The sequence below is a fragment of the Bradyrhizobium sp. 613_E4_N2_2 genome (assembly GCF_052075995.1).
Lineage (GTDB): Bacteria > Pseudomonadota > Alphaproteobacteria > Rhizobiales > Xanthobacteraceae > Bradyrhizobium > Bradyrhizobium barranii.
Map to the genome: position 1 here is coordinate 4,618,957 of NZ_CP197234.1, position 12,995 is coordinate 4,631,951.

General features: G+C 63.3%; 16 protein-coding genes. 7 read left to right on the forward strand and 9 right to left on the reverse strand.

Annotated elements, in window-relative coordinates; translation table 11 throughout:
- The first annotated feature begins 1,657 nt into the window (after positions 1–1,657).
- A complete protein-coding gene (locus tag AB7290_RS22165; RefSeq protein ID WP_441253831.1) occupies positions 1,658–1,963 on the forward strand; it encodes a hypothetical protein in 306 nt (101 codons plus the stop codon).
- A gap of 377 nt (positions 1,964–2,340) precedes the next feature.
- On the opposite strand, the gene AB7290_RS22170 is transcribed toward AB7290_RS22165, so the two are convergent.
- Both AB7290_RS22170 and AB7290_RS22175 read right to left on the reverse strand, forming a co-directional pair.
- Positions 2,341–3,792, reverse strand: a complete 1,452-nt coding sequence (locus tag AB7290_RS22170; RefSeq protein WP_144030725.1) for a MarR family transcriptional regulator — start codon at positions 3,790–3,792, stop codon at positions 2,341–2,343.
- Positions 3,779–3,916 carry a hypothetical protein gene (locus AB7290_RS22175; protein WP_245344072.1) on the reverse strand — a complete coding sequence of 46 codons (138 nt, stop codon included), beginning with the start codon at positions 3,914–3,916 and terminating at the stop codon, positions 3,779–3,781. Before AB7290_RS22175 ends, AB7290_RS22170 begins: the two co-directional genes overlap by 14 nt.
- A gap of 957 nt (positions 3,917–4,873) precedes the next feature.
- Between AB7290_RS22175 and AB7290_RS22180 the strand changes: the two genes are divergently transcribed.
- Entirely contained in the window at positions 4,874–5,104 is a 231-nt protein-coding gene (locus tag AB7290_RS22180; protein WP_354075498.1) for a hypothetical protein, read from the forward strand.
- A gap of 147 nt (positions 5,105–5,251) precedes the next feature.
- Here AB7290_RS22180 and AB7290_RS22185 read toward each other — a convergent pair whose 3' ends face one another.
- Positions 5,252–5,470 (reverse strand): hypothetical protein, encoded by a 219-nt coding sequence (locus tag AB7290_RS22185; protein WP_085401258.1) that lies wholly within the window; start codon positions 5,468–5,470, stop codon positions 5,252–5,254.
- A 267-nt stretch (positions 5,471–5,737) separates the two neighbouring features.
- On the reverse strand, positions 5,738–5,890 hold the full coding sequence (locus tag AB7290_RS22190; protein WP_014495428.1) for a hypothetical protein: 153 nt from the start codon (positions 5,888–5,890) through the stop codon (positions 5,738–5,740).
- A gap of 188 nt (positions 5,891–6,078) precedes the next feature.
- Between AB7290_RS22190 and AB7290_RS22195 the strand changes: the two genes are divergently transcribed.
- Positions 6,079–6,237, forward strand: a complete 159-nt coding sequence (locus AB7290_RS22195) for a hypothetical protein (RefSeq protein WP_028161343.1) — start codon at positions 6,079–6,081, stop codon at positions 6,235–6,237.
- 100 nt (positions 6,238–6,337) lie between these two features.
- Here AB7290_RS22195 and AB7290_RS22200 read toward each other — a convergent pair whose 3' ends face one another.
- From AB7290_RS22200 to AB7290_RS22210, 3 genes are all read right to left on the reverse strand, one after another.
- Positions 6,338–7,120 (reverse strand): hypothetical protein, encoded by a 783-nt coding sequence (locus AB7290_RS22200; RefSeq protein WP_085401257.1) that lies wholly within the window; start codon positions 7,118–7,120, stop codon positions 6,338–6,340.
- Positions 7,121–7,293: 173 nt separating this feature from the next.
- Positions 7,294–7,530, reverse strand: a complete 237-nt coding sequence (locus AB7290_RS22205) for a hypothetical protein (RefSeq protein WP_085401256.1) — start codon at positions 7,528–7,530, stop codon at positions 7,294–7,296.
- A 70-nt stretch (positions 7,531–7,600) separates the two neighbouring features.
- Positions 7,601–7,828, reverse strand: coding sequence for a hypothetical protein (locus tag AB7290_RS22210; RefSeq protein WP_028150973.1), 228 nt, complete (start codon positions 7,826–7,828; stop codon positions 7,601–7,603).
- 263 nt (positions 7,829–8,091) lie between these two features.
- Here AB7290_RS22210 and AB7290_RS22215 point away from each other — a divergent pair, with 263 nt between their 5' ends.
- Entirely contained in the window at positions 8,092–8,439 is a 348-nt protein-coding gene (locus AB7290_RS22215) for a DUF6481 family protein (protein ID WP_071914157.1), read from the forward strand.
- Positions 8,440–8,576: 137 nt separating this feature from the next.
- Here AB7290_RS22215 and AB7290_RS22220 read toward each other — a convergent pair whose 3' ends face one another.
- A complete protein-coding gene (locus tag AB7290_RS22220) occupies positions 8,577–8,819 on the reverse strand; it encodes a pentapeptide MXKDX repeat protein (protein ID WP_028150975.1) in 243 nt (80 codons plus the stop codon).
- 297 nt (positions 8,820–9,116) lie between these two features.
- Here AB7290_RS22220 and AB7290_RS22225 point away from each other — a divergent pair, with 297 nt between their 5' ends.
- From AB7290_RS22225 to AB7290_RS22235, 3 genes are read left to right on the forward strand one after another with little or no spacing between them, the layout of a single operon-like run.
- Positions 9,117–10,139: a TRAP transporter substrate-binding protein gene (locus tag AB7290_RS22225; RefSeq protein ID WP_063983435.1), complete on the forward strand. Its 1,023-nt coding sequence runs from the start codon at positions 9,117–9,119 to the stop codon at positions 10,137–10,139.
- Positions 10,136–10,690 (forward strand): TRAP transporter small permease, encoded by a 555-nt coding sequence (locus tag AB7290_RS22230; RefSeq protein ID WP_063983436.1) that lies wholly within the window; start codon positions 10,136–10,138, stop codon positions 10,688–10,690. Before AB7290_RS22225 ends, AB7290_RS22230 begins: the two co-directional genes overlap by 4 nt.
- Complete coding sequence (locus tag AB7290_RS22235; RefSeq protein ID WP_063983437.1) at positions 10,687–12,045, forward strand: TRAP transporter large permease; 1,359 nt, start codon at positions 10,687–10,689, stop codon at positions 12,043–12,045. Before AB7290_RS22230 ends, AB7290_RS22235 begins: the two co-directional genes overlap by 4 nt.
- A gap of 126 nt (positions 12,046–12,171) precedes the next feature.
- Here AB7290_RS22235 and AB7290_RS22240 read toward each other — a convergent pair whose 3' ends face one another.
- Positions 12,172–12,864 carry a GntR family transcriptional regulator gene (locus tag AB7290_RS22240; protein ID WP_085401255.1) on the reverse strand — a complete coding sequence of 231 codons (693 nt, stop codon included), beginning with the start codon at positions 12,862–12,864 and terminating at the stop codon, positions 12,172–12,174.
- Between the last annotated feature and the right edge of the window lie 131 nt (positions 12,865–12,995).

The window sequence follows — 12,995 nt, forward strand, 5'->3', positions numbered from 1 at the left end:
GCAACCAAAGGCGGATTGGTGCGAGCTAAACGAACGCCGGATAGTTGGCTGCGAATTTGAGCATATCGGTGCGCGACATTGGCGGGGCTCAGGCATCACCTTCTCGACCAGCGACAACAGCGACGCAAACACACCGAGCAAACCTATTCACTGACGTGGTGGCAATGATGATAGAGGTCGCCAACTGAGGCGGCCTTACGCCTTGTCCCTCGGAGAATTTGCGGATCTGCGTCGCTCTCGCCAGCCGTCTCGTCCGCGGCCACGTGTCTCATGCAGCCAGCCTCCGAGTCCGCTCGATACCCGCAACCCGACGTTCTGCTCCGAGATTAGTTCGAGGACGACCGTTGGCGCGATCCGCAGCGGCCCATTCCCCTCGGCTCTGATGGGGCACGAGAGCGTCCTCCGTCTCTACGAAAATATGGATTCAGGCGGCTGCGGATCGGGCCGCCACCGGCCGCTAACGTCTCCTCGCGACACCGCCAAGCAACGCGCCGATGTCCTCCACTCTGATCGATCCCGCTCCGGGCCGATCGGATCGATAGAAGCGGCCTCATGACGGAACTATTATTCGAATACGGAGCGCTGATCTCGTCACATTTACGCGCAGCTCGCGCGTTAATATGCAATACAATCTAAGATACCCCATATTCTGAATTGTGGATGTGCGAATTTTCTGGGGCGGCTGGTAGTTAGTGGCGAAGGGTGGAAGGATCTGACCCACCCCTCCCCGGTCCATGCGCCTCAGATGCTAAGCGAGATTTTTCGACGGCACATGCCCCCTCAATCCTTCGGCGCACCGCCACGTCGGTATCAGCATCCCCACAATTGAATACGGTCCCACTTGAAGGTAGACGCGCGTCTACAAAGACATTGAGGTCAGTTCAGAAACCTCACAGCTAGACGGCGCTGATCACGCCATACAACCGAGCAATCAATATCCAAGCCAGCGCTTGGAACACGCAAGCCGAAAGCACGAAAGGCGCGTTATCGATTTGGACGATCGCAGAGGATTCCGTGAGGTGGCGGACTTTGCACCGCACAGGACTGCCGTCGACCAGAATCTGCGCAGCATAGACATTGCGTCGCCGCTCGTTCGCCACGTCTCGCCGCCTCCCCCGTTCTAGCGCGGGGGAGATATGATCGGCGATTCCAGTCTCAAATGAGGCTGGACCATGGTTTCATTGCTAGGCCGCGAGCTGTTGCTCCAGCGCCGCCAACGCCTCCAGCGCATTGTCCTGTGCCGCGACAGCCTTGCGCTCACCGGCCTTGCCCCGGTGTCGGCTATCTGGCGTGCGGCCAGGCCTTCTAGGCTGGCCTCCAGCACGGCATGGTTCTCGCCGAGCGCGGCAGCAACACGTGGTGCGTCCAGGCCGGCAATAAGAGCGCCCTCAGGGCCGCTGGCGGGGCCGACGAAACTCCCCTCTGAGGCACAGGCGTTCCGCCGAACCCTTCCGGCCATGAACTGCACACCGCGAGCGATGCCGACCATGTGGCGCGTCACCCGACACGCTGGGTATAAGCCGGCGTTAGCCCACGCCTCGTCGAAGCTGTAGAACCCGCTCACGCCGAGCCGCTGCAAGAGCGCATTATAGCTGCAGGGCCTCCCAGTGCCTTTGTAGGCGGCGCTCGGAAGCTGGCCTGTGGCGGGTAGTGCCAGGTGGCGGGCGGCATCTTCCTGCATGTCGACCTCAGAGCGGCGGCGTTTGCCACGCTCATGTCGGTAGTGTGGCTCCGCAGAATGCCAACGCCCGTCTCCGCCGAGCCATCGATCAATACGGCCATCCTTGAAGCGGATACGCAGCCGGGTTGCCCGGTCGATATCGGCCAGGCTGACAGGCCCCTACGGGCGCGCAACGATGGCGTCCTGAAGGGCCAGCCTCAGCAGTTCATCGGGCGACGGGCGCACCTCCAGGAGCAGGTCGGCGCGTCGTTTGCCGGTTCTGGCTTAGGTGGTCTGGCGTAATCTTGCAGCAGGCGCAAATCAGAGCGCCTTCCGGCGCGAGCTAGGCGGGACTCGATTGGGGTGCGATGCATGGATTGTCTCGTGACGTGCTGTATCAGGCCATTTCCTGGCTCTTGGTGTGGCCTTGCGGCTGCACACAGGGGGAAAATAATCTGAAAACCTGCGGGATGACGTCCGTAACTGTGGGACCGGAAGTTAAGGCCCACGGTGGGGGAGATCGAAATGGCCCCCTAGCCGGGGCTGATGCCAACCAGTCCGGCGGGCGGCAAGGTCGGTGAATTCGTCGGCCCGAATGGGGCCGTTGTCGTTTGCTGGTGTCATTTTGGCTCCGTGAAGTGCTGTTGGCCGTCTGCGCGGCTCAAGAGACGTCTCGGTGATCAGGCGCCATCCTCTAACTGGGCCTCAAACCAAGCATCGTATTCGGCTTGCTCCTCATCAACAGTCATCCGGCGCTTTGGTGATGGTGAATCGTCGACCGGTGCATCCTCGAAGAATTCCGGATGCGCCGCGTCCCATTCCCTTCGGCCAGCTTCACGTCGCCGCTCCCATTCGGTTGGCTCGCGTCGCGGCGCAATGGCTTCAATGCGCGCTTTGATTGCTGCCTCCTCGGCTTCAGTCAGCGGCTTGGACTCCGGCGCGGGCAACGGCTCCGGCTCGGGCTTCACCGGCAGCGGCGTCTCGTCGTCCGGCCGGGTTGCTGGCGCTTCAAAGCCGTCGCCGGTGATGACGATAGTCCGGCCGTGCAGCTCACCGGAGTCGGAGATTGTCTCCAGGCCGGCCGCGTGTACCAACTTGGCGAGCTGCTTCTGACCTGCGAACTGCGTTTCTGCGTCTGGATGCTCCAGCGTGATAACGTGCTGGTGCTGAATGCCCGCCTCGTCGGTTGCGGTAAAGTGCAACTCTGAGCCGCTGCCGACCTCGACGAGCGCGCTTGAGGTAACGCGGGCCGTTATCGGCGGAGCTGGCTGGCGGGGCTTGGCTGGCTTGGTAGCATTCGATTTCGCCTTGCTGCGCTCCGCCTTTTGGAAACCGCGTGGCGCGTCCTCGTCGTACCGCTCATCTTTCAACCACCGCGCCAGCGTATATCGCGGCGCATTCGGCTTGCCTTGCGCAGCCCATGACGCCTTCCAAGCCGCTGCGGCCTGGATGACGGCGGGGCGGTCTACCTCGGCCGGGAGCGCATCCCATGCCGCTTTGGCTTCCTTCTTGCCCTTGGCGTAATCATAGGTGCGGTAGCAGAGCTCAAAGGTTGGCTTGGCCTGGGCGCTTGGCAACTCTTCTTGCGCCGTCCCCGCCGTGGCGGGCGCAAGCCCAGCCAAAGGCGGCGCCGTAGGCGCGGCGCAATCATCATCTACCTTTCCTGAAGCCGGCTTGTAAGCCGGTTCAGGTAGGTAGGATTCGGTATCCATTTCCACACCACTAGCGCCGTCTAGTGGTGTGGATTCAGATACCGGGGCGGTATCCATTTGCACACCACTAGGGTTGTCGTCGTTAGTGGTTGTGATTTGCACACCTCTAGCCGATGTCACCCACCGAGGCACGTATTCGGATGGCCGGGAGCCAACGCCAGGCACGCGCGTGACATGCCCCCACTCGGCGAGTTCACGACACGCCCTGACGACGGCGGGGCGCCCGAGGCCGGTGGCTCGCTCGATGAAGCGCAGACTGGCGCGGCCATTGCCGTGCTTCTGCCAATAAGAATTAATGATTACCCAGCCAGCCTTCACGTGTCGGCCGGTGGTGCGCCTGTCGGCGGCAATCGCGCCAAGCGTCCACCACTGCGAAAGCAAGTCGCCAGGTTTGGCGGTGCGCTGCTTAGCGTCGCTCATACTGACACTCTCCGACCGCGACCGCGGCGCGCGCCAGGCCATCGGCAACAGTGCGGTCGAAGGTCAGCGAGTGACCAAAGACGCGCAGCGAGCCGTCTGTCTTGCGAATAACGGAAACATCCATTGCCCGGACTCCGGGCGCAATCTCAACGTCGATAGAGGCAAAGCGCCTCCCGCCCGAACATGGGCGCATATTCAGTATCTTCACTGCTCGTCCTATGAATTGGAATTAAGAGGCCCTAGCAAGCGCCTCATCAACGGCTGCCCTTACCTCTGACAGCCACTCGCGCGGCATCTCGGAAAGATGCGCAGTTCGCCACTCGGCGTCGTCACGACCGACCAAAACCTTGACGGTCACCGAGTCCCCGCCGGCATAGTAGAGATCATCGACGTAACTTCCGTCCCGCATAACCATCTGTGTGCCTCGGTTGAATACGGAGTGGTGCGCTCCAGCGGCCCTGGTACCAAGGCCGACCTGAATAAATACGATTGGCGACGCGCAGACACAGGGCGTCGCTTCAGAAAAATGAGGGGGCGGACAAGACGGTGGGGGCGCCAAGAAGGGGTCGCCGACTAAGGCGGCCCTCTTTTGTTCTATCCACAACTTAAAAGCGATTTATCCGGTTGTACGGTTGTGTTCGGACGAGCTAGCTACCCGGCCCACTTTGACCCGGTTAGGCAATCGCCAAAAATCTCTATGCGATTCAATCGCACCGAAATTGCCTAACCTGGGCCACAACCGATTGATTTACCGATATTCTGTTAGTCCTGCTGGGATCGCCATTCATCACTGGATTGACGAGGCCGATGGAGCCGACTTGCGGTATCGGCCGCCCGCTCACCGGAGACGTTTTCAAGAGCCTCGCTGTTCTCGTCGATCCCGTGGACGACTTCGATTCGCGCTGCCGGAATTTCGGTGCCGCTTGATCGACATGACGGACGCACAGTCACCAATCCTCTTACTTCACGAATACGTGGGTACCCTCGCCCCGGTCTTTGAACCGGACAGACGAACCCTATCTATGCGCCGGGCGACGTGCGCCCGATAGGGAATTCGATGCTGCCAACCGAGTGGACGAGAATGGCTATCGCATCTGCGGTTGCCGTGATCGCGATGTCGTATTTGGCAATCGACGCTGGCGTCGTGAACTCCAGCGTGATCACACGGCGCATCGAGACGGCGCGGGCTTCCATTGCGGACGCGGCGGCCAGTCAGCATCAACTCGCCTTCGCTATTCAGGCCTGGGCGCGTCCAAGCCGCCAGAAGGCGGACTCGGAGCCACATTTGGAGCACTGCCTGGCGATCGATTGAGTCAGGCGCAGCACCAGATCAGCCGACGCCTAAGCGGCCTTTCTTTTGTTCACGGTCCGACTCCGCTTCGTTCCAAAAGCACGAATCGTCATCGCAAAAATCGGCAGCGCGCATTCATTAATGCCGCGTTTCGCTGGCTCGGTTCGTTCATGCATCCGAGGTCACGAGCAAGGGCCGCAATCGGTACGCATCGATCGCGGCGTTCGACAGCAGCAGCCTGCGCCGCTCGCCGCGCAGCATCAACCGGTCGATCCTGTTCAGGATGAAGCGGGCTGAATCATTGGGCTCACCGGTGAGCAGGCCGGATTGGTCGAGATATTTCCAGGCGATCTCGAAAGACTGCGCGCGCAATTCGGGGTCTGTCATAGCCGGCCAACGTCGACGGGGAACGGATGTTCCTAACCGCGCAACGTCAGTCGCAGCGAACCACGGCGCGACGAAATGCGTAGCGCCGCGAACGAGATCACGACCAGCACGTTGGCTGCAACGAAATGGAGTGGTGCCGACCCGCCAGCCCCGGTCGGCTTTGAAGGGCCCCGTGCTTGTCCCCCCGAGCACGGGGCTTTCTCATGCAGGCCAACCAGCGTCCCGACCTCGGCCGGCCATTGACGCGAGATCTCGCCGAGGATGCGATTAGTCCGTCTGCTCGTCGCGCCGGTCGCGGGCGAGCTGATGCCAGGCCAGAGCCAGTTGGATCAGTCTCTGCCGGTCGGCGCCGTCGGCGGACGCCGCGGCCCGCTTCATCGCCGCCTCGGCTTCGTGCTGTGGGTCGTACTTGGGGCACATGAGGCCGAACCTAACCGACCGATATGGACGGACCGATGGCAATTTCGTCCGTATGAATGCGGGGTGGCTTCGCGTCGTCCGAACCCACCCTGACGCATCTGTGAAGTGCGTCACAGCCTGCAACCGGCGTCTCGGCTAAACAGAACTCAACCGCTCGCACCACCGCGAGAGGGCATGGGTGGTCCATCATGACACAGGAAGCAGCAGCCGAGGCTCACGTCCCAACGCGACGCGCAAGGCCCGACCTGTTCGGCGCCACGTTTCTTGCCACCATCGGTATCGTGATGCTGGCCTGGATCGCAGGCCTGGTCTGGGCCGCGATCGCGTTCTTCAACTGGCTGGTGTGACGCGCGAAGCGATCAGTATCGCTTCAGCAAGCAATACGTTGCCCAGACAAAAAGAGGCGGGCCTGCGCCCGCCTCCTTGTTTCAGACCTTGCCTGAAGCCTCAGTAACACGCGCGAGGATCGGCCTGCACATACTGGCCGCTCGGATAGCGGTAGTAGCAATTGCCCTGGGCGAAATAATAGCCGGGCCGCGAGGCAGCCGTGGCGCCGGCGATCGCGCCGGTGGCGCCGCCGATCACGGCACCCGCGGCCGCGCCCGAGGCGTTGCCCGAGATCAGGCCGCCCAGCACGCCGCCGACGATAGCGCCGCCAAGCGCGCTTGCGCCGGGATCAGCCGGTGGCGGAGGCGGCGGCGGTTCGTAGGCGACGGGAGGCGGCGCCGGAGCATAGGCCACCGGCATGTCGTCGAAGTAATCCTCGGAGATGTAGGCCGGCGGGCCGGCCATCCGCTGCGGATAATAGTACCAGACGCCGCCGACGTCCCACCACCAGCCGGAGCGGCCGTTGCGGACCTCGTGGCGCCAGCGCCCGCCATCCCAGGCGCGATTGCCGCGATAGGCGTGTCCGCCCCAGTCGCGCTCCGGTGCGGGGCCCCTGGCGTAATTGCGTCCGGGCGGCGGGCCACCTGCTCCGTGCGGGCCGGGACCGGGGCCGCCGGCGTGGGGCTGGCCGCCGGGCTGTTGCGCGGGCCGGGCCGCCTGCTGCGGCGGGGGGCCCTTGCGCATGTTCTGATTGTTCTGGGGCGGCGCGCCCGCGCCGGGCCCCGCAGGCGGCTGGGCCTGGGGTCTTGGCGGCAATGAGTCCTGTGCCTGCGCCGACAGCGCGACAAGGGACATGGCCGAAACCAAGGGAATAATGATCTTCATGCGGCTGGACGCACTCATGCGTGCTTAACCCCCTACTCTCGCGATTGCCGTGGTGCCTAGCGCGATAGACGATTCGCCTCGCGCCTGGCTGATGCCGGCGGACATAACTGACCTGCTTTGGTCGGCTAAGTCCCGTTACAAATGATTAAGATCACGGCAATTTTCGGCCCTGGGGGCGCGGCGGAACCGCTCTAGCGCGCCGGCTCGATCACATTGCAGTTGGTCCGCCCCGACATCAGGCAGTCCTGCATCTTGCTGGCCGCGGTGAGATCGCGGGCGAGCCACCAGCCGACACCGAGGATCACGAGCGCGATGATCAATCCGGCAATCGCACCACGACGGTTGTCGCCGGATTGAGGTTTTGCGAGGGATTTGGGCTTTTTGCCCGGTTCGGGCTTGGATTCGGGCTTGGACTCAGACTTGGACATGACTGGCCGATCGCAGGGGTGAGCCGGCTTTACCACCTCTGCGACGTCGCGTCACATCCCGGTCGATCGTTCAGCCCCGGGTCTGCCGGATCGCATCCTTGCGCGAGGTTTCGACCGCCGGAGTGGCCCGAGGTGCGCAGGTCGTCAGCAAGAATGCGGTCTGGGTGCATTCCCAATCCGCGCCGAGGACGGCACTTTCGATCGGCTTAGGGCGGGCGAGCAACAGTGCGACGCCAGCCAAGGCGACCACCGCGACGGCGATTGCGAGCGCCTTCGGGCTCAGTCTTGAGATCATCATGCCCGTGCTCCGTCTCGTACCGGGCGGACGCTAGGCGCCGCTCCGTGTGGTCCTCTATGAAGGACATCACAATTCGGCAGTTTTTCGGGGCTACGAGAGATCGTCGGTGGTGGCGATTTTTCGTCTACCTGATCGGCTGCGATTATGGGTGGCTTCGCGACGCGCGCCGATGTACACGCTTCTGCGTCGCGTGGTGCCTGCTATGCCCAGCCGACGTACCAACAGTCACCGATGTAGGATTGAAAGCGAGGAAGGCAAGGCCCGTGAGTGGATTTAGGGAACCCGGGTTTTCAGACCGGCAAAAGGCGGCGCAGGAAGCGCGCAAAAATCTTTTGAACAAATTCAAGTCGCAGCCCGGGCTGGATGATCCGGCGGTGGCGGCACGTCGTGCTGAGCGCGAGGCGCTCGCGGCCAAGCGCGCAGAGGCAAAGGCCGCGCGCGAAGCCGAGAAGGCCGAGCAGAAGCGTATTGCGGAAGAAGCTGCAGCGGCCGAAGCCGCGCGTATCGCCCGCGAAGCGGAAGAAGCGATCGCCAAGCAGGCTGAAGTCGAGGCCGAGCAAAAGGCCAAGCGCGACGCCCGCTACGCTGCCCGAAAGGCCAAGCGGAAGTAACGTTCGCAAGTCACGTTCAACTCACGTCGCGTTCAAGTGAAGTTGAACTGAAACATCGCTGGGGGCGGTCCATGTGACCGCCCTCGGACTTCCAAGCGCGCGTCTGCCTTCGCAGACGCCGCGACGACGGCGGAAGATCAGTTCTTCTTCATCATCCCGTCGTCTTTCTTCATCCCGTCCTTCGACATGTGGTCCTTCTTCATGCCGTCGTCCTTGGACATGGTGTCCTTCTTCATGCCGTCCTTGGACATCGTGTCCTTCTTCATCATGCCGTCGTCCTTGCCCATCTTGTCCTGGGCAAAAGCGGCCGGCGACAGCGCGAGGCCAAGCGACAGAGCGGCAGCCGAGACGCCGAGCACGATGCGGGTGCGAATGGTCATGAGTGATTTCCCTTCGAGATGGTGTTTGTCAGCGACGGACGCCGCTATCTGATCTCGACGGATTGCCCGCTGGCGTTGTTACGCGCCCACTGACAAAATTTCTGCGGGCCGGCTGCGAGGATGTTCCGTGTGCACTGCAGCAAGGCCGGCACTTGCCCCGGCATTCGGTCTCGAACTATCAGATGAGAGAATATTGGGTGAGAGACCGGCTAGGATGGACCTATGCGCTGGTCTCAAGGACCCAGCCCACCTCACACCAAACAAGAACCGGCCAAGGGCCGTCCAAGGGGATACACCATGCTCACGCGCCGTCATCTGATCGCGACCGCCGTCGCCGCACCCGCCATTCTTCGCTTCGGCACTGGTACCGCGCATGCCGCGACCACGCTGAAGATCTCGCATCAATTCCCGGGAGGGACCATCGACAAGGGCGACTTCCGCGACCGGCTCTGCCGCATGTTCGCGGCTGAAGTCGCCAAGCGCAGCAAAGGCGACATCGCTGCAGAAATCTATCCGAACTCCTCGCTGATCAAGACCAACGCGCAGTTCTCCGCGATGCGCAAGGGCGCGCTCGACATCAGCCTCTATCCGATGCCTTACGCCGGTGGTGAGCTACCGGAGACCAATATCGGCCTGATGCCGGGCCTCGTGACCACCTACGACCAGGGCATGCGCTGGAAGAAGGCGCCGGTCGGCAAGGCGCTGACTGACTTCCTCGCCGACAAGGGCATCATCCTGCTCACCTGGGTGTGGCAGGCCGGCGGCGTCGCCAGCCGCTCCAAACCGATCGTCGCCCCTGAAGATGCCAAGGGCATGAAGGTGCGCGGCGGCTCGCGCGAGATGGACATGGTGCTCCAGACCGCCGGCGCCTCGGTGCTCTCGGTGCCGTCGAACGAAATCTACGCGGCGATGCAGACCGGCGCCTGCGATGCCGGCATCACCTCCTCGACCAGCCTGATCTCGTTCCGGCTCGAAGAGGTCGCGAAGTCGCTGACCTCGGGTGCGGGTGCCTCCTACTGGTTCATGCTCGAGCCGCTGATGATGTCGAAGGCGATCTTCGACAAGCTGCCGAAGAACCAGCAGGACGTCCTGCTCGCGGTCGGCACCGAGCTCGAAGCCTTCGGCCGCAAGGGCGCGCAGGACGACGACGTCGAGGTCGCCAAGGTCTACGAGAAGGCCGGCGCCAAGGTCAGTGCGCTCGATGCCGCCACCGTCGGCAAATGGCGCGACATCGCCCGCGACACCGCGTGGAAGGATTACGGCGCCAAGACCGCGACCGCCGCCAACCTGCTCAAGCTCGCCTCCGACGTCGGCGCATGAGCCACGGTCCGCTTCCGGATCGTGACGACCAAGCGAACGCTGCCGCAGGGACCGGCCTTGCGGCGGCGATCGATCGCGGTCTCGCCGTCCTCAACACCATCATCGTCGTGTTCGCAGCGATCGCGCTGATCGCGGCCTGCGCCATCCTGAGCTACAGCGTGCTCAGCCGCGCTCTGTTCAAGGCCGCCAATTACTGGCAGGACGAGGCCGCCGTATTCCTCCTGGTCGGCGCCACCTTCATGACGGCGGCCTATGTGCAGCAGAACCGCGGCCATATCGGCATCGAGGCCTTTGTCGGCCTGCTGTCGCCGCTCGCGAACCGGATCAGGCTCTGGCTGGTCGATGCCGCGACGTTCCTGTTCTGCGCCTTTTTCGCCTGGAAGTCCTGGACGCTGACCCATGAAGCCTATGTCGACGGCCAGGTCTCAAACTCGATGTGGTCGCCGCCGCTCGCCATTCCCTATTCGCTGATGGCGCTCGGGATGAGCCTGCTCTGCATCCAGATCCTCGTGCAGCTTGCGCTGCCTTTCGCAGGAGCCAGGCGTCCATGAGCGTTTTCGGTATCGGCCTCGCCTACGGTATCGCGACGCTGGTCGTGATGTTCTCAGGCATGCCGATCGCGTTCGCGCTCGGCGCGGTCGCGGTCGTGTTCATGGGCATCTACATGCCGGCCGCGTCCCTGGATACGGTGACGCAGAACGTCTACGAGGAAATGGCCTCGATCACGCTGCTGTCGATCCCGCTCTTCATCCTGAAGGGCGCCGCGATCGGTAAATCGCGCGCCGGCCAGGATCTCTATTCGGCCCTGCATGCCTGGCTGCATCGCGTCCCCGGCGGCCTCGGCGTCGCCAACGTGTTCGCCTGTGCGCTGTTTGCGGCGATGGCGGGCTCCAGCCCCGCGACCTGCTCGGCGATCGGATCGGCCGGCATCCCCGAGATGCGCAAGCGCGGCTATTCCGGCGGATTTGCTGCCGGCATCATCGCGGCCGGCGGCACGCTCGGCATTCTGCTGCCGCCCTCGATCACGATGATCCTGTTCGCGGTCGCCGCCGAAAAATCGCTCGGCCGGCTCTTCCTCGCCGGGATCGGCCCCGGCCTGCTGCTGGTCTCGCTGTTCGGCGCCTATGCGGTGATCCGCTTCCGCCAGGAATATGCCGCGGCGCAGGCGATCTTTGAGAAAGGCGGGCCTGAGGCCGCGATCCTGGCCCGCGACGAATACACGCTGGCCGAACGCTTCAGCGTGCTGCCGCGTGTAATCCCCTTCGTGCTGCTGCTCACCGGCGTCATGATCGCGCTCTATGGCGGCTACGCGACGCCGTCGGAAACCGCCGGCCTCGGCGGCCTGCTCGCGCTGGCGCTGATCGCGGCGATCTACAGCGTGTGGCGGCCGAGCGACCTCGCCCCGATCTTGAAGTCGACGATCCGGGAATCGACCATGCTGATGATGATCATCGGCATGTCGCTGCTCTATTCCTACGTGATGAGCTATCTGCACATCTCGCAATCGGTCGCCGAATCCATCGTCGCGATGCACCTGCCGCGCTGGGAGCTGCTGTTCGCGATCCTCGTCATGGTCGTCGTGCTCGGCTTCTTCCTGCCGCCAGTCTCGATCATTCTCATGACCGCGCCGATCATCCTGCCGCCGCTCCGCGCCGCCAATTTCGACATCATCTGGTTCGGCGTAGTCATGACCATCGTGATGGAGATGGGGCTGATCCATCCGCCGGTCGGCCTCAACATCTTCGTCATCCGCAACGTCGCGCCGGACATTCCCTTGCGCGAGGTGATCTGGGGCACCCTGCCCTTCGTGCTGCTGATGATGCTCGCGGTGCTGCTGCTGTGCTTCTTCCCGGGAATCTCGACCGGGCTGCCGGACCTGGTGATGGGGCCGGACGGGAGCAGGTAGAGGCAATCGCAATTGCCGTAGGGTGGGCAAAGGCGCGCAGCGCCGTGCCCACCATCTCTCCTCGATCCCGATAAAAGTGGTGGGCACGCTTCGCTTTGCCCACCCTACGAGCTAACCCTAAGATCTCTACGATTTATCCTTCCGCCGTGACTTCGGCGCGATCGTGCTGCCGGCCACCACCTGCAACAGATCCTTGCGCACGGCCTCGATGTGCCGCTCCAGGAAGCGGCAGGCCTCCTCGACCTTCTCCGCACGGCAAAGCGCGATCAGATGGGCGTGCTCCCTCTCGGCTGTCCCCATCGCCTTGGTGTTGGAGAGCTGGAGGCGCGTGTAGCGGTCGCTGGTCTGGAGCAGTGACAGCACGATCGCGCGCGTACGCGGCTGCGGGGCGTGAACATAGAGCGCCATGTGGAAGTCGGCGTTGAGCTGCCCCCATTCGCTGACATTGCGCGCCTTGATCGCCTTCTCGAACTGCTTGTGGATGTCGTCGAGCCCTTCGAAATCATCGGCGGTGAAACGCGGCGCCGATTGCGCCAGGAGGCGCGGCTCCAAAATCCGGCGCAGATCGAACACGTCGTTGATCTCGTCCAGCGACAGCTCCGAGACGATCGCGCCCTTCTGCGGGACGATGCGCACCAGGCCTTCGGCCTCGAGCTGGAATAGCGCTTCGCGCACCGGGATGCGGCTGACGCCATAGGCCTCGCCAAGTGCGTCCTGCCGTAGCTGCGATCCGGCTGGATAGGTGCCGTCGAGGATCGCCTGTCTGAGCTGGTCGACGATCGCGGCCGACAGCGTGCGATGCTTCAGAGGCTGTTTCATCTGACCTTCTGTTGTCCTTCCCGACTCATCCGGCCGAAGCGGTCTCTCTCTTGCATGTTGAGGGGCCCAACAAAAGTGCGCGGCCCGGCAAAAGCCAGTGCCCAGCAAAAGCGCGTCCTGCCGCCGAAATG

Bases quoted from the DNA above. Each gene is read 5' to 3' on its own strand.
- AB7290_RS22170 (WP_144030725.1), bottom strand. From the start codon at position 3,792: ATGAGCGACGCTAAGCAGCGCACCGCCAAACCTGGCGACTTGCTTTCG.
- AB7290_RS22175 (WP_245344072.1), bottom strand. From the start codon at position 3,916: ATGGATGTTTCCGTTATTCGCAAGACAGACGGCTCGCTGCGCGTCTTT.
- AB7290_RS22180 (WP_354075498.1), top strand. From the start codon at position 4,874: ATGGCTATCGCATCTGCGGTTGCCGTGATCGCGATGTCGTATTTGGCA.
- AB7290_RS22185 (WP_085401258.1), bottom strand. From the start codon at position 5,470: ATGACAGACCCCGAATTGCGCGCGCAGTCTTTCGAGATCGCCTGGAAA.
- AB7290_RS22190 (WP_014495428.1), bottom strand. From the start codon at position 5,890: ATGTGCCCCAAGTACGACCCACAGCACGAAGCCGAGGCGGCGATGAAG.
- AB7290_RS22195 (WP_028161343.1), top strand. From the start codon at position 6,079: ATGACACAGGAAGCAGCAGCCGAGGCTCACGTCCCAACGCGACGCGCA.
- AB7290_RS22200 (WP_085401257.1), bottom strand. From the start codon at position 7,120: ATGAGTGCGTCCAGCCGCATGAAGATCATTATTCCCTTGGTTTCGGCC.
- AB7290_RS22205 (WP_085401256.1), bottom strand. From the start codon at position 7,530: ATGTCCAAGTCTGAGTCCAAGCCCGAATCCAAGCCCGAACCGGGCAAA.
- AB7290_RS22210 (WP_028150973.1), bottom strand. From the start codon at position 7,828: ATGATGATCTCAAGACTGAGCCCGAAGGCGCTCGCAATCGCCGTCGCG.
- AB7290_RS22220 (WP_028150975.1), bottom strand. From the start codon at position 8,819: ATGACCATTCGCACCCGCATCGTGCTCGGCGTCTCGGCTGCCGCTCTG.
- AB7290_RS22225 (WP_063983435.1), top strand. From the start codon at position 9,117: ATGCTCACGCGCCGTCATCTGATCGCGACCGCCGTCGCCGCACCCGCC.
- AB7290_RS22230 (WP_063983436.1), top strand. From the start codon at position 10,136: ATGAGCCACGGTCCGCTTCCGGATCGTGACGACCAAGCGAACGCTGCC.
- AB7290_RS22235 (WP_063983437.1), top strand. From the start codon at position 10,687: ATGAGCGTTTTCGGTATCGGCCTCGCCTACGGTATCGCGACGCTGGTC.
- AB7290_RS22240 (WP_085401255.1), bottom strand. From the start codon at position 12,864: ATGAAACAGCCTCTGAAGCATCGCACGCTGTCGGCCGCGATCGTCGAC.